At 50.2% G+C, this 21,094-nt stretch carries 18 protein-coding genes and 1 riboswitch; of the genes, 10 read left to right on the top strand and 8 right to left on the bottom strand.

Annotation, left to right across the window (positions count from 1 at the left end):
* The first annotated feature begins 105 nt into the window (after positions 1-105).
* Complete coding sequence (locus tag MTCT_RS03440) at positions 106-993, top strand: hypothetical protein (protein ID WP_048175484.1); 888 nt, start codon at positions 106-108, stop codon at positions 991-993.
* 116 nt (positions 994-1,109) lie between these two features.
* Here the strand turns inward: MTCT_RS03440 and MTCT_RS03435 are convergent, their stop codons facing one another.
* Positions 1,110-1,469, bottom strand: coding sequence for a hypothetical protein (locus MTCT_RS03435; protein ID WP_048175483.1), 360 nt, complete (start codon positions 1,467-1,469; stop codon positions 1,110-1,112).
* 143 nt (positions 1,470-1,612) lie between these two features.
* On the opposite strand from MTCT_RS03435, the gene valS reads away from it, so the two are divergent.
* The 4 genes from valS to nth all read left to right on the top strand — a co-directional run bounded on the left by valS (position 1,613) and on the right by nth (position 6,745).
* Entirely contained in the window at positions 1,613-4,246 is a 2,634-nt protein-coding gene (valS, locus tag MTCT_RS03430; protein ID WP_048060895.1) for a valine--tRNA ligase, read from the top strand.
* 29 nt (positions 4,247-4,275) lie between these two features.
* Positions 4,276-5,535, top strand: a complete 1,260-nt coding sequence (gene aroA, locus MTCT_RS03425; protein ID WP_010876404.1) for a 3-phosphoshikimate 1-carboxyvinyltransferase — start codon at positions 4,276-4,278, stop codon at positions 5,533-5,535.
* A gap of 66 nt (positions 5,536-5,601) precedes the next feature.
* Positions 5,602-6,060 carry an ATP/GTP-binding protein gene (locus tag MTCT_RS03420; protein WP_010876403.1) on the top strand — a complete coding sequence of 153 codons (459 nt, stop codon included), beginning with the start codon at positions 5,602-5,604 and terminating at the stop codon, positions 6,058-6,060.
* Between the two features lie 91 nt (positions 6,061-6,151).
* Positions 6,152-6,745 carry an endonuclease III gene (gene nth / locus MTCT_RS03415; RefSeq protein ID WP_143485759.1) on the top strand — a complete coding sequence of 198 codons (594 nt, stop codon included), beginning with the start codon at positions 6,152-6,154 and terminating at the stop codon, positions 6,743-6,745.
* 73 nt (positions 6,746-6,818) lie between these two features.
* On the opposite strand, the gene MTCT_RS03410 is transcribed toward nth, so the two are convergent.
* On the bottom strand, positions 6,819-8,996 hold the full coding sequence (locus MTCT_RS03410) for a DHH family phosphoesterase (RefSeq protein WP_048175482.1): 2,178 nt from the start codon (positions 8,994-8,996) through the stop codon (positions 6,819-6,821).
* A gap of 102 nt (positions 8,997-9,098) precedes the next feature.
* On the opposite strand from MTCT_RS03410, the gene MTCT_RS03405 reads away from it, so the two are divergent.
* The 3 genes from MTCT_RS03405 to MTCT_RS03395 all read left to right on the top strand — a co-directional run bounded on the left by MTCT_RS03405 (position 9,099) and on the right by MTCT_RS03395 (position 12,486).
* Positions 9,099-9,869, top strand: coding sequence for a prenyltransferase/squalene oxidase repeat-containing protein (locus MTCT_RS03405; protein ID WP_010876400.1), 771 nt, complete (start codon positions 9,099-9,101; stop codon positions 9,867-9,869).
* A gap of 46 nt (positions 9,870-9,915) precedes the next feature.
* Entirely contained in the window at positions 9,916-11,067 is a 1,152-nt protein-coding gene (locus MTCT_RS03400; protein ID WP_048175481.1) for an MFS transporter, read from the top strand.
* A gap of 119 nt (positions 11,068-11,186) precedes the next feature.
* Positions 11,187-11,249, top strand: a riboswitch (Fluoride riboswitch).
* A 31-nt stretch (positions 11,250-11,280) separates the two neighbouring features.
* Positions 11,281-12,486, top strand: a complete 1,206-nt coding sequence (locus tag MTCT_RS03395; RefSeq protein ID WP_048175480.1) for a sodium:proton antiporter — start codon at positions 11,281-11,283, stop codon at positions 12,484-12,486.
* A gap of 25 nt (positions 12,487-12,511) precedes the next feature.
* Here MTCT_RS03395 and MTCT_RS03390 read toward each other — a convergent pair whose 3' ends face one another.
* From MTCT_RS03390 to MTCT_RS03365, 6 genes are all read right to left on the bottom strand, one after another.
* Positions 12,512-13,000 (bottom strand): hypothetical protein, encoded by a 489-nt coding sequence (locus MTCT_RS03390; protein ID WP_048175479.1) that lies wholly within the window; start codon positions 12,998-13,000, stop codon positions 12,512-12,514.
* Between the two features lie 75 nt (positions 13,001-13,075).
* The gene (locus MTCT_RS03385; RefSeq protein ID WP_048175478.1) at positions 13,076-13,426 is read right to left on the bottom strand and encodes a VOC family protein; all 351 of its coding nucleotides are present in this window, start codon (positions 13,424-13,426) and stop codon (positions 13,076-13,078) included.
* A gap of 36 nt (positions 13,427-13,462) precedes the next feature.
* Positions 13,463-13,837, bottom strand: coding sequence for a desulfoferrodoxin (locus MTCT_RS03380; RefSeq protein ID WP_048175477.1), 375 nt, complete (start codon positions 13,835-13,837; stop codon positions 13,463-13,465).
* 10 nt (positions 13,838-13,847) lie between these two features.
* Positions 13,848-14,432: a rubrerythrin gene (gene rbr / locus MTCT_RS03375; RefSeq protein ID WP_048175476.1), complete on the bottom strand. Its 585-nt coding sequence runs from the start codon at positions 14,430-14,432 to the stop codon at positions 13,848-13,850.
* 154 nt (positions 14,433-14,586) lie between these two features.
* Positions 14,587-16,614: a heavy metal translocating P-type ATPase gene (locus MTCT_RS03370; RefSeq protein WP_052457326.1), complete on the bottom strand. Its 2,028-nt coding sequence runs from the start codon at positions 16,612-16,614 to the stop codon at positions 14,587-14,589.
* Positions 16,615-18,648 carry a thioredoxin domain-containing protein gene (locus tag MTCT_RS03365; protein ID WP_048175475.1) on the bottom strand — a complete coding sequence of 678 codons (2,034 nt, stop codon included), beginning with the start codon at positions 18,646-18,648 and terminating at the stop codon, positions 16,615-16,617.
* Between the two features lie 292 nt (positions 18,649-18,940).
* Here MTCT_RS03365 and MTCT_RS03360 point away from each other — a divergent pair, with 292 nt between their 5' ends.
* Both MTCT_RS03360 and MTCT_RS03355 read left to right on the top strand, forming a co-directional pair.
* Entirely contained in the window at positions 18,941-19,870 is a 930-nt protein-coding gene (locus MTCT_RS03360; RefSeq protein ID WP_048175474.1) for a DUF2121 family protein, read from the top strand.
* A gap of 62 nt (positions 19,871-19,932) precedes the next feature.
* A complete protein-coding gene (locus MTCT_RS03355) occupies positions 19,933-20,697 on the top strand; it encodes an MBL fold metallo-hydrolase (protein ID WP_342769714.1) in 765 nt (254 codons plus the stop codon).
* Positions 20,698-21,094 lie beyond the last annotated feature (397 nt).

Genomic DNA, 21,094 nt, shown 5'->3' with positions numbered 1-21,094 from the left:
TCTTAAGGATTTTCAGGGGTTGGTTTTTCCATTCCTCCGGCACACACCCGGTTATATATGCATCAAAATACAATTAAATATTAGAGATTTCTTGGGGGGTGTAATATGAATAAATACTGGGGGGTTGCTTTTCTGATTTTCCTTGCAATCTCCCTTGGAACGGCTTCAGCAGCCACTGAAAATGATACATGGAGTAGATGGGGGTCCAAAGGTAACCACTCCCATATTAAAGCCACCTCTAATTGCTGTTCAGTCATCGTCAACGTAAATGATACATGCGCGGTCTTCGCCTACCGGAGGGATTCGACCTACGCAGCGACCCTCAAAATCCAGAGGACGGTATGGAATGGCAGGGAGACCCTCAAGGAATACAAGACAACCAACGGTTACTTCTTCCACACAGTAATCTCAGAGGGCGGCTGGATGATGGGTGCCGGGGGGCCCGATATTGTATGGATAAACCGGGCACTTGAGTCCATTGGTGGTGACATTATCAGAAGGGGTAATGTGACCTCCTATGATATGAAGAGGGCCCACAGCCTTGTGAGAAGACTGGGACTCGGTCACTTTGTTATAAGAGGTCCAGGTGGACAGGCAGGAGTTTCAATTTACCGGAGGGGATATTCAAGGCTCTCAGTCTTCAGGTTGAAAAGTGGTGAATACCTGAGTGTCCCGAACAGCCCTTCATACTACCGGAGGGGCTACTATTCCAGGTGGAGCAGGGACCCACTGAAGGCCGCTGTTTATGCGGCAGGAACAGACAGGTGGGGTATTAACAGGAGAAACATACTGCTCTATGAGACACGTTCAGAGAAAAACTCAACATCTGTGAAGGTCCATGTAACCTTCGATGGAGGAAGGCTCATAGGAAGATACAGGGGAAGACCTGATAACATACTGTTCCTTGGAAAATACATTTCAGCATCATCAATTCCCAGAATACCCAAAACAAGGTTCCTTGGCACTGTAACCCTTGCAAGAAGGATTAACTGATTAAAAGGGTATCAAGGGACTTCAGATGGACCTTCCTTTACTTTTATTTTTCATGCCTGTAACACCTATATCACGTATCAGCTCGTAGATGGTGTCTTTTTCAGTTCATGATAGATTCAGGCTGCTGAGAAGATCATTATAAAGAAGAGGGATTCAACCGTGAAGTGAAGCGCCCTGTGGTACAGCCATCCATGATCAACCCCGCTCAGCTGGTGGTACAGATCAACAACCAGGTGTATTGTGGCTGCAAGGAACCCGATTTCGAGGGATAAAAACACGACCGACAGGATCACGAAGTGGAAAAGGGCCTCCAGACACTCGTGGACCAGCCAGAGCTGTATATTCGATGAGAATGTCTCCTTGAGAATCCCGGCCAGGAGTATGTAAAAGTCAAAGAACACATTCCAGAGTATCTTTGTATGTATCTCATCACTTATTGCAAGGAAAAGTGCTATGTAGAACCAGATTAACTCCATCGGTATTCACCATATGAGAACTTGCTTCCCCTTATTTCTCCTACAAGGTTAGAGTATTCAAACATCTTTATAAAGATTGGGTAGTGAATATTATCTATAACTACCGCAGCACTAATCACAGCTTCTATCAGGGAGAGAATAAGATGACCGATAATCAGATCCCGAAGGATTACAACCATAAAAACGAGGTTAAATGGCAGAAAAAATGGCAGGAAGAGGACATATACCGCTTCATAGGGTCAGGGACAAAGCCAAGGTACATTATAGACACACCACCACCCTACCCCACAGGTTCAATACACATGGGCCACGTGCTCAACTGGGTCTACATGGACATAATAGCCCGTTTCAAGAGGATGAGAGGTTTCGATGTTCTCTTCCCACAGGGATGGGACTGCCACGGCCTCCCAACGGAGGTTAAGGTCGAGGAGACCCATAACATCAAGAAGAGCGATGTTTCACGTGAAGAATTCAGGCGCCTCTGCGTGGAGCTCACACAGGAAAATATAAGGATGATGAAGGAGCAGATGCAGCGCCTTGGCTTCAGCCAGGACTGGAACCATGAATTTGTAACCATGACCCCCGAGTACATGAGGAGGACGCAGCTATCATTCCTCCGCATGTACAGGGATGGACTCATATACCAGGGTGTGCACCCGGTGAACTGGTGCCCGAGGTGTGAGACTGCAATAGCCTTCGCAGAGGTTGAATACATTGAGAATGAGACAAACCTCAACTACGTCAGGTTCCCTGTTGAGGGTGCAGATGAGCACATCACAATAGCAACAACAAGGCCAGAACTCATGGCTGCCTGTGTGGCCGTTGTTGTGCACCCCGATGATGAGCGGTTCAGGGAATTTGAGGACAAACTCATAGAGGTGCCCCTCTTTGGACAGAAGGTTAAACTCATAAAGGACCCTGAAGTGGACCCTGAATTCGGTACAGGGGCAGTTATGGTGTGCACATTCGGTGATAAAACCGACGTGAGCTGGGTCAACCGCCATGGACTTGACGTGATAGATGCAATAGACGAAAGGGGTTACATGACAGAGGCCGCAGGTAAATACCAGGGGCTTACCATAGCAGAGTGCAAGGAGAAGATAGTGGAGGACCTTGAGAATGAAGGCTTCCTCTTAAAGAAGGAGCCTGTCAGACAGAACGTTGGGACATGCTGGAGGTGCAAGACACCCATCGAGATCCTTGTCAAGAAGCAGTGGTTCGTGGCTGTCAAGAAACTCATACCCCAGGTTAGGGAAGCTGCAGAGGAGATGAAATGGGTACCAGGGCATATGAAGACAAGGCTCCTCAACTGGACAGGTTCAATGGACTGGGACTGGTGCATATCACGTCAGAGGATATTCGCAACACCCATACCCGTCTGGTACTGCAGTGAATGTGGCAGGGTCCACGTGGCCGATGAGGAGATGCTGCCAGTAGACCCCACAAGGGATGGACCCGGGATAACATGTGAATGCGGGAGTACAGAATTCATAGGAGAGGAGGACGTCCTTGACACATGGATGGACAGCTCGATATCACCCCTCTCAGTTGCAGGATGGCCCGATGAGTCCTACAGGGAACTCTTCCCAGCCGACCTGAGACCGCAGGGCCATGACATAATCCGTACCTGGGCCTTCTACACGATACTCAGATGCATGGCCCTCACAGGCGAGAAACCATTCAGTGAAATAGTTATAAATGGTATGGTATTCGGAGAGGACGGCCACAAGATGAGCAAGTCCCGTGGAAACGTAATAGCACCAGAGGAGGTCCTGGAGGATTACGGTGCCGATGCCCTGAGGTTATGGGCGGCAGGGAGCGTGCCGGGATCAGATGTCCCCTTCGCATGGAAGGACGTGAAGTATGGGTATAAGTTCCTGAGAAAATTCTGGAACGCCTTCAGATTCATAAGCATACACCTCACAGAGAACCCGGAGGTTGAAGCCAGACCCATGGACCGCTGGATACTCTCCAGGCTCATGAACCTGGTGGCTGAGGTAACAGAGAGCCTGGATGATTACAACTTCGCAGCAGCGGTTAACCGTGTCCAGACCTTCATCTGGCATGACTTCTGCGACGAATACATTGAGGCAGTGAAATACAGGCTCTACTCAGATGAGGATCCCGAATCAAGGATGGCGGCCCAGAACACCCTCAGAATGGTACTTGACACATGTCTGAGGCTCCTGGCCCCGGTGGCACCCCACTTCACAGAGGAGGTGCACCAGCACGTGGGAGAGGGATCCATACACCTGAGGGGCTGGCCAGAGCACATACCTGAAATCGTTGACCCTGAAATCGAGAGGAGCGGAGACCTTGCAGTTGAAATTATAGGAGAGATCAGGAGGTTCAAGTCCTCCTCCAAGATGCCCCTGAACGCACCACTCAAAGCAGCCACCATCTACACCGATAATGAATCCGCAGAAATGATAAAACCCTTCCTGGACGATATCGCAGGTACAATGAACATAGGTGATATCAGCCTCGTGGCTGGCAAACCCGAGATAACCGAGAGGGCCGTGGAACTTGAGCCAAGGATGGAAAAAATAGGTCCTGAGTTCAGATCAGATGCCCCAGCTATAATATCCTGGCTCACAGGTGCTGATCCCCATGAGGTCTACGAGGAGATCCAGAGGAACGGTGAAATCGAGGTCGAGGGTAACAGACTCACCATGGATCATATCAGCTTCAGGAAGGAGGTCATCGGAACAGCAGGCGAGAGGGTAGATGTTCTAAACCTGGACGAACCAGAGGTCATAATTGAAATAGTGCGCTGATCCATCTGGAGGTATCTGCAGGTGTTTTTATGGATCTCACAGTTGAAAAATCAGGTAACCTTGAAGGAACCGTTAAGGCACCCCCATCGAAGAGCTACACCCACCGGGCAGTCATAATCGCAGCACTGGCAGAGGGGGTATCAGAGATCAGGGACCCACTCATAGCCGAGGACACCCTTTCGTCCCTGAACGCCTGCAGGGCCTTCGGCATAAGGGTTGATGAGGGGGATGCCTGGACCGTGCATGGAAGCGGAGGGGAACTTGAAACCCCTGATGACGTTATCTATCTGGGGAACTCTGGCACAACCCTCCGCCTCATGACCTCTGTGGCTGGCCTTGCAGAAAACTACACGGTACTCACAGGGGACGAATCCCTCAGAACAAGGCCAATGCAGCCACTCCTTGATGCCCTGAGACCCCTCGGTGTCGAGGCACTGTCATCACGGATGAATGGACTTCCACCGATTATCGTAAGGGGTGGTTTAAGGGGTGGCAGTACATCCATCAGGGGGGATGTCAGTTCACAGTTCATATCATCCATCCTCATCGCAGCACCCCTCACCGAGGGTGTTGAAGTGATGGTGGAGGGCGACTTCATCTCAAGGCCCTACGTTGACATGACAGTTGATGTGATGGAGAGGTTCTCTGTCCCCGTTGATTACTCCGAAGGCACCTTCCGGGTTGAACCAGCAGTTTACAGGGGACTGGACTACACGGTTGAGGGTGACTACTCATCAGCATCCTACCTTGCAGGGGCGGTGGCTGCTGCAGGTGGGGATGTCCTCATCGAAAACCTCTTCAGGGATTCGAGGCAGGGAGACCGCATCATACTGGACATAATCAGTGATATGGGGGCCGAGGTAAGGAGGGGGGAGGACCACGTCAGGATAGCCTCCACCGGTGAGCTCTCTGGGGTCTCCGTCAACCTCCACGACGCCCCCGACCTCCTGCCAACGGTGGCTGTCCTCGGGGCCCTTGCAACTGGCCGGACCGAGATAGGCGGTGTTGAACATGCAAGGTACAAGGAAACAGACAGGATAAGCACATGCGCTGCTGAACTCAGAAGACTTGGAGTGGATGTCACCGAACTTCCCGATGGGATGATCATAGAGGGAGGTGCCTCCGGGGGGACTGTCTGGTCCCATGGTGACCACAGACTTGCAATGGCCTTCACACTCATAGGCCTCAGGGAGGGTATAACTATAAGGGATGCAGAGGTTTTCAGCGTATCATTCCCTGATTTCCCAGAGAGGATGATGCAGATTGGTTGCAGAATGAATTTATCCTAAAATATATAAAATAGGGTTAACCCATATTCAAATGTTAGACTAACTGAATGACTGTGAGTTGATTATATGAAGAAAGCCAAGGAGACAAAGGTTGTAATCTTTGGAGATTATGATACCGGTAAAACAACAACCCTTGAACAGCTCTGTGATAAGATAACCAAGGTTGAATACAAGGGCACAACACTTGCACTTGATTATGGTAACTGCATTGTTAATGGTGAGAAGATACACCTCTTTGCAACACCCGGCCATGAGAGATTCAAGTTCATGCTTGAGATAATATCAAACGGCCTTGACGCTGCAATAATAGTTGTTGATAACTCAAGGGGCGTCACCCTGGCGGAGAAGGAAATAATGGCTGAACTTGATGAGAAAAACATACCCTACGTTGTATTCTCAAATAAACAGGACCTCGATGATTCTGAACTGGAAATAGACTCCGAAGTGGAGGTATTCCCTACAGTTGCAACGGAGGGCAGTGGGCTCATGGAGGGCCTTGAAGTTCTACTTGAAAAGCTCAACTGATTTCATCTTTTTTTCTCAGGATAAACTTTTTTCTGGTGATCTCATCAAGGATATTGATGCCATAATTGGGGGTCTGAGGAGTGTATACTCCATGAGGGTCTTTGAGGACCGTGACCCCTACCGCGTACTTATAAGGACCATCCTGTCACAGAGGACAAGGGATGAGAACACCGATGAGGCCACAGCCAGTCTCTTTGAGAGGTACCCCTCCATTGAGGATGTGGCCTATGCACCCCTCGAGGAAATCGAAGCCCTCATCAGGAAGGCAGGCTTCTATCATGTGAAGGCCAGGAGGGTGAGGGAGGTTTCCAGGATAATCCTCGAGGAATATGATGGTAAGGTGCCGGATGACATCAACGAGCTCCTGAAACTCCCCGGGGTGGGCAGAAAGACAGCCAACTGTGTCCTGGTCTATGCCTTTGGCAGGCCAGCCATACCGGTGGATACCCATGTCCATAGGATATCCAACAGGATAGGACTTGTGGATACCAGGACCCCCGAGGAGACCGAGAGGGCACTGATGAAGGTGATTCCCAGGGAATACTGGATAGAGCTCAATGACCTCATGGTACAGTTCGGCCAGGACATATGCAGGCCTCTGGGTCCACGCCATGAGGAGTGCCCCATAGCAGATCACTGCGACTATTACTTCAGGATTAAGGAAGAGGGCAAAAAGAAAGTTTAGGCCATGCTCCAGAAAATTTAACGCCACTCATGGCTCCATGCCCTGTTTCAATCTTATTTAGTGGTCAGAGGGATCACCCCTTAAGGGCTGCAACCTTCTCTGCAAAGGCTGATAGCACCTTCTTTGAGAGTCCCTCAATATACTTGAGTGAACCGGCACATTCATGGCCACCACCATCTATCACTGCCTCTGGGATCTCCTCTGCGAGTTCCCAGACTATCTCGTTGAGGTTAAATCCAAATTTCTCATTGACAGCATCAGTGGCCCTTATAACACCGAAGTCAGGTCCGTAGGCCAGGGTGATTATGGGTGTGTCCTCACCATGCTTCTGGACCATGTAATCATGGACGAATCCACAGGTCTTCCCCGGGGCAGGGAATGTGAAGCGGTGTGAGTACTTCTCAACATCCAGGACATTGAAGAGTATCCCGTTGGGCAGCCTTGTGGATTTGAGGTTGGGTATGGCTGCCCTGAGCTGGGTGTCAACCTTCCTCTCGTATTCCCTGTAGAGCGCATCAACCAGTTTCTTGTGTTTATCAAGACTTCCAAGCCCAAGTATGGTGTCGATGATGCCCCTCCCGTTCATGAACCTGAGGTAGAAGGCCTCGAAGTCTATACATGCGGCGATCCTTTCAAGGTCCTCCCTTTCATAGCCGCGCTCTGCTGCAAGTTCAATGTAGGCCTCGGCCTCAGGGGAGTTCGCATGGTCACCAACCGCAGCGATACCAGGGAGATGGAGAATCCTCTCTGCAATTTCAGGGTTTATCATCTTGGCTATCTCCACTGACAGCGCCCCCGCAGTTATCTGGGAGTCGCCACCGACCAGGTATGGATTCACGTGGGTGTCAACATATTCATCAACCTCAACACGTCCATCCTGGACCTCGCCAGGGTAGTGGTGGTCCACAACCACGATTTCAATGTCATATATCTTGGCCTTCATGAGGGCAAGTATATCCTCCTCTGTCGACCCGTTATCAAGCAGTACAAGGAGCGGCAGTTTCTGCCCGTGCCTCTCGAGGTCCTCCAGGGCATATGAGAGGTCCTTCACAACGTCCTCGAGTTCATAGAAGGGTGCCTTGCTGGGGGCCCTCTTGAAGTAGTGCCACTCAGCATCTGTGCTGGGGTTGAGGTCACGGAGGAGGGGTAAAACAGCCTTTTCAATGGCAACACCGGCACAGATACCATCAGCGTCTGCATGGTGCCTCACAAGGATGGATCTTCCATCATAGACGGCCCTCCTTATTGCCTTGGCCGCCTCCACAAGTTTTGGTCTTAATTTTTCCAGGGTTTCGCTTTCAATTAAGAGGTCCTTTCTTTCTGGTTCAGCCCTCCTGTCTATGGCCTCATCGATGAGCCGCCTGGCTTCCGCAGCTTCATTACCTATGAGGCGTTCAATTGACTCGGATTCGATCTGAATCTTTCCTGTGTGCTGGTTAACCTCTCCTATAACCTCAACTATGTGGCCGATCTGTATGTGGGGGTAGACCCTTATACCTGGCTCATCGAAGGCCGCAGCCCATGTGGTCCCGGTTTCATCGGATACCGTGAATATGGTTGGACCGGATGTCTGCTGGATCTGAATGACCTCCCCCACTATCCGCACGGTTTTACCAAGGCTCTTTGTATCTATGTCTGCTATCCTCGTCCTTGGCAGGTCCTTCTTTAACTTGATAACCTCGTAGGGCCCCTTTATACTGGCCGGGATCATGTCCACCTCGCCCTTGTAGGGTTTCACCTGGGATACCCTGACGAATAGTTCATCCCCCACCTTGTAGTCTGGGAACAATCCCCTCATGAGTCCCCAGACGTGGCTGTTGAGGCTCACAAAGACCCCATATTTTTCAACCCTGGTTATCTTCCCACGGTATATGCTTCCAACCTCGAGGTCGTCCATTGTGCATGCAGGGTGGAGGATGTAGACCTTCTCCTTCTTCTGACATTCCGGGCAGTACTCATCCCTACCCTTCATCATCCTTCCACATGATGGGCAGATGTTAACCTCACCCTTACCGCCACAGGTGGGGCAGGTTTCCCTCACCTCCACCTCACCCTTACCCCTGCATACCTCACAGGGGACCTCATGGGAGTCCTCGAGGTCGAACCTCTGCCTTGCACTGTTTGAAACACCCTTGAAATGATCCTTTATATCCTCTGTTGATCTGAAACCTGTTCCATGGCATGCGCTGCATATCTTGTAACTCTTAACACGGTAACCTTTACCCTTACATTCATTACATGACTGAATCATGGTATTCCTCATAGAAACGATTTATTTAAATGATAAATGTTAGGTTTATTATATTAAACTGGAATCCATATATATTTGTGTGCCCTGAGAGGGAGGTTATGAATGTTTGATCCCCCAGCACTGAAAAATTCGGTCATAAGTTTTCTCAATAAAAGGAGACATTCCAGCGGCGGTTACACACTCTATGAGGGACTGCCAGATTCAAAGAACACCTACTATGCCATCAGGTCCTTCGAGGTCCTTGACCATGAGCCGCCCCGGCTTGAGGAGACCCTGGACTGGCTCGAGGATGTCCACAGGGGAGGGACCTTCGCTGCCCAGGGACTCTTCTACAGGTGCAGTATCCTCAGGGATTATGGCAGGAACTTTGAAATACCTGAGAAATTCACTGAGATGCTGAGGACATCATACAGGAAATCAAGCCTTGAGATAACCTTCTACATGGACTCCGTCCTCAGGATGCATGGGGAATACCTTGATGAAATACCGGAATGGGTCCTCTCAATTCAGAATGAGGATGGGGGATTCGGTGCCTATGGTTCAGATATAATCAACACCCGCTTTGCCCTTGAGATACTCAACGGCCATGGCATGAAGATTCCGGGCGATGAGGTCCTTCAGTTCACAGACTCCTGCTTCTCGGATGGTGCCTGGAACTTCACACCCATATCATATCCACCATACATTGAAACCGTCCATTCGGGGTTCCGCATCAATGAGATCCTGAGGGGTAAGGTGAGTGATGTCACACGGTTTATAATGAAAATAAGGAATCCCGATGGTGGTTTCAGGAGGTCCGTCTATATGGGGATATCTGAACCGGAGTACACCTACAGGGCAATTTACATGCTGGCCAGTATTCATGGATGGTGAAACACTGCTCGCATGCTGAGGAAATCTTGTTGAAGGGAGTACCATCATGAGGAAATCAACGGTATTCATTGTAATCCTCGGAATCGTGAGCCTCTTCGCTGATATGACCTATGAGGGTGGTAGGGGGATAACGGGTCCATTTCTGGCTTTTCTGGGTGCAAGCGCATTCATGGTTGGATTTGCAGCCGGTTTCGGGGAGCTATCTGGATACCTTGTGAGGTTTCTCTCGGGCTACATCTCTGATAGAACCGGGAGGTACTGGCTCATAACCTTTGCCGGGTACCTCATAAACCTGCTTGCAGTTCCCCTCCTTGCATTTGCAGGTAACTGGCAGGTTGCGGTTTTGCTGATCATACTTGAGAGGCTCGGTAAGGGCCTCAGGACACCACCAAGGGATGCAATGCTATCATACGCCTCCTCTGATATGGGTCATGGAGCCGGATTTGGGTTGCATGAGGCCCTGGATCAGATAGGTGCAGTTGCAGGTCCCTTAATAGTCTTTATTGTTCTCGCATCCGGTGGAGGCTACAGGGAGGGCTTCCTGGTTCTCCTGGCACCTGCCATTATTGCCATTGCAGTACTTGTCACCGGTTACCTCCTGTTCCCGAGGCCCTCTGAACTTGAAGCATCAGGAGAAATTGATTACAGAGATTTCAGGGGGGCTTACTGGCTTTATCTTGCTTCGGTATGCTTCGTTGCCCTTGGATATGCTGATTTCCCACTGATTGGATATCACCTTGGAGTCAGGAGTGTTCTGGATCCCTCAAACATCCCCCTTATATATGCACTCGCAATGCTCATAGATGCCCTCTCAGCCCTGGTATCTGGCAGATACTTCGACAGGTACGGTTTCAGGGTGATGGCCCTCGCAGTTCTCGTTTCAATGTTCTATGCACCCCTCTCCTTCCTTGGAGGCTCATTGGCTGCATTTGTGGGTGCTGTACTCTGGGGTGTGGGCATGGGGGCCCAGGAGTCTGTTATGAGGGCGGCTGTTTCTGTATTCTCATCTCCGGAGAGGAGGGGCTCTGCCTACGGTACATTTAACACCATCTTCGGTGTGGCATGGTTTTCAGGAAGCCTCATCATGGGTTACCTCTATGGACTCTCTGTACCCGGACTTGTGGCATTCTCGATCATCACACAGTCCGCAGCTCTGGTCATTCTTCTTGGACTTGAAGGATTCAGGTCTGCTGGTTAAATGCCTTCTCCTGGAACATAAATTTCCGGGTCCCGGAGATTTTCCACTTTTTTATACTAACTGAAAGAACATGTTCATCATTCATAAAGTATATAATGGATAAATATGGAGATAAATTACATCCTGCAGGTGATGGAGTCCACCTTTAACCGCTTTTTCTGGCTGATGACTCCTGCATAAGAATGTGGGAGAAACTTTCCTCAAAGTGGAGGTATGAATTTGGAGTACGTTGCATTTAGCGTAGCTGTTATCATACTACTTGGTCTTCTATTCAACAGGGTTTTCACCAGGGCAAGGCTCCCCGGAATCCTTGGGATGCTGATACTGGGTATCCTTATAGGCCCCCACGGATTGAACCTCATATCAAAGAGCATAATGGATATATCCCCCGACCTCAGGGTTATAGCCCTCATAATAATCCTTCTGAGGGCAGGGTTTGGTATAAACTTCGAGAGCCTCAGGAAGGTGGGAATGACTGCAGTCAAGATGAGCTTCATCCCGGACGTCTTTGAGGGCCTTGCGGTGATGGTGGCCTCACACTACATACTTGAACTTCCCATCATTGAGGCGGGTATACTGGGTTTTGTTATAGCCGCAGTCTCACCGGCAGTCATAGTTCCCCAGATGCTCTCATTCATTGAGAGGAGGATGGGAACAGCCAAGGGCATACCCACGATTATACTGACGGGGGCATCAGTTGATGATGTTGTTTCAATAACGCTGTTCTCTGTATTCCTCGGAATATATCAGGGACAGCAGGTTAACCTCCTTGTCGAGGCCATTGGAGTTCCACTATCAATCCTGACGGGGATAACTGGAGGCCTTGCACTTGGTCTTGCCCTGGTATATCTCTTCAGGAGGTTTGAGATAAGGAACACCGAGAAAACCCTCATAATCCTGGGTGCAGCCATCCTCCTCAAGAACATGGGGGACCTTATTAGCACATATCTCCCGATAGCCGCCCTTGTGGGTGTCATGGTGGTGGGACTTGTCATCCTCGAGAGGATGCCCGAGACTGGACTCAAATTATCTGAGAAGTTCAACAAGGTCTGGATATTCGCGGAGATACTCCTCTTCGTCCTTGTAGGTGCACAGGTGGATGTGAGGCTCATATTCCATGTTGGCCTTCTGGGACTTACAGTGATCACCGTTGGACTGATGGTGAGGAGCCTCGGTGTCCTGCTCTCCCTCAGGGGAACGGATCTTAACCTGAAGGAGAAGGTGTTCTGCATAGCAGCATACATACCAAAGGCCACAGTCCAGGCAGCTATAGGAGCAATACCCCTTGCTGCTGGAGTGGATGCCGGTGAAACAATACTCGCAATGGCTGTACTTGCCATCCTCTTCACAGCACCCCTCGGATCCCTGGCTGTGAAATGGACAGGTGAGAGGTTCCTGGAGGTTGAAAGGGGGGATTAAAAATGACCTGGATGAGTCTGATCGTTTAGCTGAATTTTTCCGGATTTTTTTTCACAATTTCCATCCTTTCACTTTCAAGCTCCTTTGCTGTCCTCATGTAGCTGTTTGCCATTTCAATGTTGGAGTTACCGTTTTCCGTTTCATTGATACTGAGCATCTGGATGGCATTTTTAAGTTCAATGGTTGCATTTATCTTGGCCTCAAGTTCAGATACAAGGATTTCGAGGTAATTAACAATTACCGGGTCTGCACTGTTCCTGGCATAGCCCAGGGCCTCCGATGCAAGGTCCCTGGCGGACCTGTACTCTGAAGCTGCGACTTCACACTTTGATAGTGCCTCATCGAGTTTGAAGCTGTTGGCTGCAATGGCGGATTCATTGAAATAGGAGTCACCCTTCTTTATATGGTCGTTTATCTCGGGCACCAGCTGGTTTATGCTGCCGTTTCCCGAGTTTATACAACCACTCACAGCCACAACGAGAATTAAAAGGCTAATAAAATGGATACGCTTCATGTTGGATTTCTTTATATTCTGGAAAATAAAAGTTTTGGGGTTCAGGATGTTTCAGTGTGACGATTTATTTATTGATCAACGGTGCTCAATCAGGGCTATACGGACTCCATTCGGGTCCTCTATGAATGCCAGGAGCCCCACCGTTATTGGTGTCGGTTCCATAAGGACCCTTGCTCCCCGCGATCTCAGATCATTCAGGGTGGTTTCGAGGTCATCGACCTCCATTCCTATTGAAAAAAATCCGGGTTTATCGGTGGGGTTTTTGATCAGCTCCACCATGGCTTCTCCTTCACCCCTCAGGATTGTTATCTCTCCGCTGGCTCCAAGATCGTAATGGCTGTCTACAGTGAACCCCATCACATCCCTGTAGAACTTAACAGACTCCTCCATCTCGTCAACTATTATGGTGGCATACTTAATCTTCACACCGGGACCCCCTAGCTAAAAAGGGTAATCTGTGTCTCAGTACCAGAGACCATGTATATTGCAGTAGATCCTCACCATGAAGTCTGAAGCCATCTCAACAGGGAACTCTGCCTCTGGACTGTCTCCAGGGTTCAGGTCCTTCCTGTAGACCATGTCTCCGGCAATAAACTCTATCCACTGGATGTAGTGGTTCTCCTCCATGGGGTGTGGAACCTCACCCACCTTAACCCTGATGCCAGTACCGGTTTCTTCGACCACCGGGACATGCTTCTCTGGTCCAACATCGGTTCTTCTTGCAACCAGTAGTTCCATGGGCTGATTACAGCATACAAGCTGTCCAGCTCCGGGGTTAAGGACTTCAACGATATTTCCGCAGACGTTGCATCTGAATATCTGGTTGGTTTCTGTCATTGGTGACCCTTCAGTAGTCCTCACATTTCACCTGGAAGTACCTGGACGGATGGTCACATGATGGACACTTCTCAGGTGGTTCTGTTCCCTCATGGACGTAGCCGCATTTTCTGCAGACCCAGGTCACGGGTTCATCCTTCCTGTAAACCTTACCTGTCTCAACCAGCTTGAGGAGCTTTCTGTAGCGTTCCTCGTGGTGTTTCTCTGCCTCGGCTATTGCTCTGAGCCTCTTTGCAATTTCAGGGTATCCCTCCTCCTCTGCCACATCAGCAAATTCAGGGTACATCTCGCTGTTCTCATAGTGCTCACCCTCAATGGCTGCTATGAGATTCTCATCTGTGGTTCCAAGTGTGAGGGGAGCCTCCGCATCTACCACGATTGAGCTGAGGTCCTCAGCGGCCTCCTTTTTGAGGTCATTTATCAGGCGGAAGAGCCACTTGGCATGCTCCCTCTCATTATCCGCCGTGGTCAGGAATATCTCGGATATCTGCTCAAATCCTTCCTTCTTGGCGATTTTGGCATAGAAGGTGTACCTGTTCCTTGCCTGGCTCTCACCAATAAAGGCCTTTGTAAGGTTTTCAAGGGTTCTTTTCATTTTCTTCACCCATCCTTTTTTACATAGGATACTATGTAGAACATCATATTAAATCCTTTCATTTTATGTCTGGCAGCTGCTGAGGCATGGATTTTGATGGTACGTGGTTGAGTGAATGAAATTTCTAAGCCCATTTTTGTTGCTGAGGCATGATTTAACGGCCGCTCTGCCCACTGAAGCTGAAGGTCCTTGCGTTCAGGGCGACTATGACGGTGCTCAGTGACATCAGGATGGCTCCCATGGCGGGACTGAGGATGATACCCTGCCCGTAGAGGACTCCTGCCGCCAGAGGGAGGGCTATGACATTGTATCCTGTGGCCCAGATGAGGTTCTCCTTCATCTTGCTGTAGGTGGCTGCTGCAAGATCCATCAGGTCCACAACGTCAAGGGGGTTGCTCCTCACAAGGACAACATCGGCACTCTCGATTGCAACATCCGTTCCGGCCCCTATTGCAACACCAATGTCTGCCTGTACAAGGGCCGGGGCATCGTTGACACCATCACCGACCATTACAACCCTCAGCCCATCCTCCTGAAGCTTCCTTATTTCATCATACTTCTCAATGGGTATGAGCTCAGCCATGTAATCGTCTATACCAACCTCTGAGGCCACCCACCCAGCCACTGCACTGCTGTCACCTGTTAACATGAGGCACCTGACACCCCTTGATCTGAGGATCCCCACAGCCTCCCGGGCCTCGGGCCTTATCATGTCTGCAAGGGCGATGCAGCCCCTTAGTTCATCATCCACAATCACAAATACGGTGGTCTTGGCCTGACCTATCAGTTCATCAACCCGGGGGTCACTGATGCTGAAACCAAGCTCCTCTGTGTAGCCGTAACTGAGTACCTTCACCACTGAGCCGTTAACATGCCCCATCACACCCCTGCCCTCAATTGAGTTGAAGTTCTCCACCGGGAGGACCTCAGCAACGGCTTCAACTATCCCCCTTGCTATGGGGTGGCTTGATCCTGATTCAACGGCCGCGGCGTAGGATAATATTTCTCCCTCATCCATTTCAGGGTCAAAGGATATAACATCGGTTATTCCAAGCTCACCCATGGTGAGTGTCCCTGTCTTGTCAAATACAACCACATCAGGGTCCCGGGCATTCTCAAAGGATTCACGGTTCCTTATGAGTATACCCCGCCCTGCGGAGATGGCTGTTGAGACGGCTATAACGAGGGGTATTGCAAGTCCCAGTGCATGGGGGCAGGCGGTGACCATGAGGGTGACGGCCCTTTCAAGGGAGAAGAATACGTCCATCCCCAGCCAGGACCAGGCGATGAAGGTTAGAAGCCCACCGAGGAGGGCGATGGAGGTTAACCAGAAGGCGGCTCTGTCCGCAAGGACCTGTGTCCTTGTCCTGCCCTCCTGGGCTCTGCCAACGAGTTCAATGATCTGGGAGATGAAGGACTCCTCACCCACACGTTCAACCTCCACCGTGAGGGACCCCCCAGTGTTTATGGAGCCCCCGATGACACCATCCCCCGGCACCTTCTTTATGGGTCTTGATTCCCCTGTCAGCAGTGATTCATTGACATGGGACTCCCCCCTGATGACGGTCCCATCTGAGGGTACCCTCTCACCGGACCTCACAACCACAATGTCACCTGGTTTGAGGGTGCTCACATCAACGTCCTCAACCTTGCCGTCAACCACCAGGTGGGCCCTCCTGGGCAGCAGTCCTGCAAGCCTCTCAACAGCCCCTGATGCACTCCTTATGGATCTCATCTCGATCCAGTGACCCAGGAGCATAACATCTATCAGTGTGACGAGTTCAACAAAGAATACCATTCCCTCGAGGCCCAGAATCACCCCGAGGCTGTAGGTGTATGCAACTGTTATTGCAACTGCAATGAGTGTCATCATACCGGGGGTGCGTGATGATAGCTCACGAAGGGACCCCCTGAGGAAGGGGTATCCCCCATACAGGAATATTGCTGATGATAGAATGAGCACCAGAAATTCGCTGCCCTCAAAACTTAACAGGACGTTGCCAGTTGGAAGCTCCCCTAAAAGGATCACGGGTATGGTCATGAGGAGGCATATGATGAACCTCCTCCGGTACTCCTCCTCGTGGTGCCTGTGGCTGTCCATCATCTTACCCTTATTCTCATGGTGCCTGTGGCTCTCCATAATTTCACCGGGACCCTTCTCATGGTCTTTCTGTCTGCCCATCTATTTCACCCCCAGGTACTCCATGACCCTTTCAGGGTCCTCTGCTGGCGGGTGGCATTTGCTGCCATCACAGAGGTAGTAGGTGCAGCCATCACCCAGGGCCACCTTCTCATTGAGGTGTGCCGGGGCAAAGGACCAGTCACCTGATCCCCCCATAACTGTGAGGGTGAAATCAGGGATCAGGGTTTTCCTGAGAACCGCAGGTATTTCTGGTTCTCCACTGCAGACAACCACCAGGGACCTTCCACCATAAACTGCCCACTCTGCAGAGGACAGGAGGAATGTGTGAGCCCCTGGAGACGATTCAACCCTCCTGGAGAAGGCTTTCAGTATCCCCCTGGCTTCCTCTATCAGTTCTTCATCCTCGAGGAGACCACCGAGCCTCAGAAGGTTCTGCATGTGAACAGAGTTACCTGATGGAATCGCCCCATCCATTGATTCCTTTGGCCTCACAATAACATCCGGATCATCTGTGAGATAAAAACCACCATCAGAGTCCCTGAAGTTATCCCTGAGGGTCTCTGTGAGTTCAAGGGCTTTTCTGATGTACCCCTCCCGGAGGGTCGCATCATACATTTCAAGGAGACCCCATATCAGGAATGCGTAGTCATCCAGTTTCCCGTTTATGGCTGCCTCGCCATCCCTGTACCTGTGAAGTAGCCTTCCATCGGACATTAACCTGTCCTCAATGAATTCAAGGCACCCTTCAGCTGCCCTGAGGGATTCATCATGGTCAAGAACCCTGCTGCAGCGTGCAAGGGCACCGATCATCAGGCCATTCCAGTCTGTGAGCACCTTATCATCCACAGAGGGGGCCTCACGTTCAAGTCTTCTTTCAAGAAGGACCCTCCTTGCCTCCTCTATCCTCTCATTAAGTTCATCGAGGGTCAGATTGAACTCCTCTGCCACCTTCTCCGGGGAATCCACATGGAGTATGTTCTCACCCCTCACCTCGCCCCTGAAGTTGCCATCCTCAAGAACATTGAAGTAGCGCATTACAAGGTCTGCATCATCACCGAGGGCCTCCAGTATCTCTGATGCCCTCCAGAGGTAGTAACCACCCTCAACACCACCGCTTTCAGCATCCACGGCCGAGTAGAATCCACCCTCCGGGGACTTGAGGTCCCTGAGGACATACTCTGAAATCTCAAGGGCGGTCCTCTGGTGGAGCTCATCACCCGTCACCTGGAAGGCCTCAAGGTAGGCCGTCATTGTGAGGGCCTGGTCATAGAGCATCTTCTCAAAGTGGGGTATCGTCCATGTTGGTTCAACAGCGTATCTATGGAAACCGTAACCCAGCTGGTCATATATTCCACCGTACCTCATCTTCTCCAGGGTGAGTCTAACCATCTCAAGGGCCTCCCCCTCACCCCTCCGGAGGTGGTAGGTGAGCAGGAAGTGGATGTTGTGGGGAGTGGGAAATTTTTGCTGAGACCCGAAACCACCATTTTTCCTGTCAAAATTCCTCCTGAGGTACTCGTAGGCCATATCCACGGTTTCAGGTTTAATCTGGTATGAAGCAGGCTTTTCCTTCAGGGCCTCCACGACCTTCCGCGCGGTCTCAACTATCCCCTTCGGGTCATTCTTCCAGAGCATAACAACCCTCTCAAGGATCGTCTTAAGGCCCGGGACTCCACCCCTATCCTCTGGAGGGAAATAGGTCCCTGCAAAGAAGGGTTCACCCTCGGGCGTCATGATGATAGTCAGGGGCCATCCCCCGCCACCTGTCATCATCTGGCAGACCCTCATGTAGATGGCATCAATATCCGGGCGCTCCTCCCGGTCCACCTTAACAGAAACAAAGTCTCGATTGAGTATATCTGCGATTTCAGGGTCCTCAAAGGATTCCCTTGCCATCACATGGCACCAGTGACATGTGGAGTATCCTATCGATAAAAATATGGGTTTCCTCTCTGCCAGGGCCTTTCTGAAGGCATCATCACCCCATGGATACCAGTTCACAGGGTTGTGTGCATGCTGCAGTAAATAGGGACTCTTCTCCTTTATGAGAGAATTGGTGTACTCATCTTTCATTGGTTCCCCCTCGTCATTATTTATGTTGATGGCGCTTTATTAATTGAGGGGTTGACTGTACCTCATTTCTTCAGTCACATTCTGCTTCATCCCCTGTTTGATACTTCCTCTGGATTCAGCACTAAGAAGACGGCAACCACGAGCTGGCTCATCTCTGCACCTCATTCATCTGAGGATGCATGCCAGTTTTTCATGAATGGGTCCCTGCTAATAAGGACGCGATCATAAAATTCGAATCCTTTAATTAACTGTCCCATCAAATTCATGTGTATAGATGATCGGGTGATCCACAATGAGTCTCATCATAACCTACATAAGTAGCAAGGGATGCGTCATAGCTGGAGATAAACGGAGAATAGCCTACTTTGGTGATAAATCAAGTAGAGAGGTACTTGAGGAGGAGCTGTACACAGGCAAGATAAAAAGTGATGAGGAACTCCAGAGGAGGGCGTCGGAGCTTGGCGTAAATATAAAGGTCACAGATGACACATGCAAGGTCAGAAGCCTTGGCGACGTTGTTGTGGGTGAAATAAGCCAGAAAACACCCTTTGAGACAAGAAGAAGAAGGATATATGCAACAACAGGGGCCTATCAGATAATTGAACTCACAGGTTCAAAGATAACCAGCATGGAAAAGGGTGATACTGCAATAATAGTCTTCGGGAATAAGATAGCCAAGGAGATCACAAACAGGTTCCTTAAAAAGAGGTGGAAGACAAAGACAAGCCTCAAGGATGTTGCTGACCTCTTCAGGGAACTCATGGACCATGTATCCTCACAGACACCATCTGTTGGCAGCGAATATGACCTGTTCATAAAGAGCCCATCCCTGGATAAGAAGAGCGCCCACAAACTTCTGAGTGACACCATTGTGAGGGATGTCCGCCTCCTCCAGAAATGGAGGGCCAAACTCAAACAGGAGATGCTAGACCGACGGGAGGAGATGAAACTGGCCTCAAGGATCCTCACAGAGGGCGAGGTCGGCAGGGTCATGAGGCAGGATGGGAGCCACGTGGAGGTTAAACTTGCAGGTGATGTTGAGGCCTATGACACCCGCTGGAAGAAGGTTGCAGGTCCAGGTGACATGGTACTCATGAGGGTAGCAGATGGCGGCACCATCTCACCCGGCGAGAAAATAGCTGTAAGGGATGAGAACCTCTGCGTGGAGGGGAGAGATATAAAGGTCGACTGTGACGTCATAATCTGTCGCAGGGAGGAATAAATTTTTATTGGCGGCGGAGAAAGATAGGATGGGTGATTGAATGAGGTTAACGTTTCTAGGGAGTGGTGGCGGACGATTTCGCCACCATAACACAGAAAAGGATGACCGGCGGGCTGAGGATTGATGGAATCGCCGGCATGAACATCCACATCGACCCGGGTCCAGGGGCGCTTGTGAGGTCCTATCAGTTTGACTCTGACCCCAGGAAGCTGGATGCTGTGATGGTATCCCACTCACACACTGACCACTACACCGATGCAGAGGTACTCATAGAGGCAATGACCAGGGGCATGACGCGCCAGAGGGGCACCATCCTGGGAAGTTTAAGTGTAATGGAGGGTTACAGGGACTGGGGGCCATGCATATCAGAGTACCATATGAGAAGATCACGATGCATAACACTATCAGCCGGTGAGACAGTGGATATAGGGGATCTTGAGGTTACAGGTACAGGCACCGTCCATGGGGACCCGACAGGTGTGGGGTTCAGGTTAAGGGCTGATGATCTTTCAGTGTCCTATACCTCGGATACAGAGTACTTCGATGGACTTGCAGATTACCACCGGGGGGCGGATGTCCTCATATCAAGCGTCATAAGACCCGGGGATGAGCATATAAGGGGCCACATGTGTACGGATGATTTCATAAAACTTGTGGAGGATGTGAAACCGGGTATTGCAGTGATGACCCACCTTGGAATGAAGATGATACTCAACGACCCTGAGATGGAGGCATTCAGGGTCCAGGAGGCAACGGGTATCAGGACACTGGCAGCGAGGGATGGCATGAAACTTGACCTGGATGGAGACAGCCCGACCATTTCCTGAAGGCTCTCTTCATCCACACACAGGTTCCTTCAAAAAACCTTCAGGTTTTGAATTATACAAAAAACTCATATATACTACGGATCTGCAAAGTATTTACCTGATGGAAAGAGTGGAAAGCCAGGACAGAAATTTAAAGGGACTCCTCAAAAACAGACCAGAACTTAGAAAAAAGCCATGAAAACGTTAACGATGATGATTACCTGGTCAGAGATGAACATCCTCCGAAATTCCCATTTAGGATAGGGTTCGATCATGATAGGGCTTCATAACACATATAAACCTTAGAACAGGGACCAGATGGGAGTTTTCAAACATCAAGGCAGGGTTCAGGATCATACATGCGGACCATTAATTATTTAAGGCTTCAGTTTCAATAAGTCATAAAAAATTACTTCAG

The sequence above is a fragment of the Methanothermobacter sp. CaT2 genome, from assembly GCF_000828575.1.
In the GTDB taxonomy this organism is placed as follows: domain Archaea; phylum Methanobacteriota; class Methanobacteria; order Methanobacteriales; family Methanothermobacteraceae; genus Methanothermobacter.
This window is presented reverse-complemented; position numbering and strand designations above follow the sequence as displayed.

What these genes read in the sequence shown, in the direction of transcription:
- aroA (WP_010876404.1), top strand. Translation starts at nt 4,276, where the DNA reads ATGGATCTCACAGTTGAAAAATCAGGTAACCTTGAAGGAACCGTTAAG.
- MTCT_RS03420 (WP_010876403.1), top strand. Translation starts at nt 5,602, where the DNA reads ATGAAGAAAGCCAAGGAGACAAAGGTTGTAATCTTTGGAGATTATGAT.
- MTCT_RS03400 (WP_048175481.1), top strand. Translation starts at nt 9,916, where the DNA reads ATGAGGAAATCAACGGTATTCATTGTAATCCTCGGAATCGTGAGCCTC.
- MTCT_RS03390 (WP_048175479.1), bottom strand. Translation starts at nt 13,000, where the DNA reads ATGAAGCGTATCCATTTTATTAGCCTTTTAATTCTCGTTGTGGCTGTG.
- MTCT_RS03395 (WP_048175480.1), top strand. Translation starts at nt 11,281, where the DNA reads ATGAATTTGGAGTACGTTGCATTTAGCGTAGCTGTTATCATACTACTT.
- MTCT_RS03435 (WP_048175483.1), bottom strand. Translation starts at nt 1,469, where the DNA reads ATGGAGTTAATCTGGTTCTACATAGCACTTTTCCTTGCAATAAGTGAT.
- rbr (WP_048175476.1), bottom strand. Translation starts at nt 14,432, where the DNA reads ATGAAAAGAACCCTTGAAAACCTTACAAAGGCCTTTATTGGTGAGAGC.
- MTCT_RS03410 (WP_048175482.1), bottom strand. Translation starts at nt 8,996, where the DNA reads ATGATTCAGTCATGTAATGAATGTAAGGGTAAAGGTTACCGTGTTAAG.
- MTCT_RS03360 (WP_048175474.1), top strand. Translation starts at nt 18,941, where the DNA reads ATGAGTCTCATCATAACCTACATAAGTAGCAAGGGATGCGTCATAGCT.
- MTCT_RS03380 (WP_048175477.1), bottom strand. Translation starts at nt 13,837, where the DNA reads ATGACAGAAACCAACCAGATATTCAGATGCAACGTCTGCGGAAATATC.
- nth (WP_143485759.1), top strand. Translation starts at nt 6,152, where the DNA reads ATGAGGGTCTTTGAGGACCGTGACCCCTACCGCGTACTTATAAGGACC.
- MTCT_RS03440 (WP_048175484.1), top strand. Translation starts at nt 106, where the DNA reads ATGAATAAATACTGGGGGGTTGCTTTTCTGATTTTCCTTGCAATCTCC.
- MTCT_RS03370 (WP_052457326.1), bottom strand. Translation starts at nt 16,614, where the DNA reads ATGGGCAGACAGAAAGACCATGAGAAGGGTCCCGGTGAAATTATGGAG.
- MTCT_RS03405 (WP_010876400.1), top strand. Translation starts at nt 9,099, where the DNA reads ATGTTTGATCCCCCAGCACTGAAAAATTCGGTCATAAGTTTTCTCAAT.
- valS (WP_048060895.1), top strand. Translation starts at nt 1,613, where the DNA reads ATGACCGATAATCAGATCCCGAAGGATTACAACCATAAAAACGAGGTT.
- MTCT_RS03365 (WP_048175475.1), bottom strand. Translation starts at nt 18,648, where the DNA reads ATGAAAGATGAGTACACCAATTCTCTCATAAAGGAGAAGAGTCCCTAT.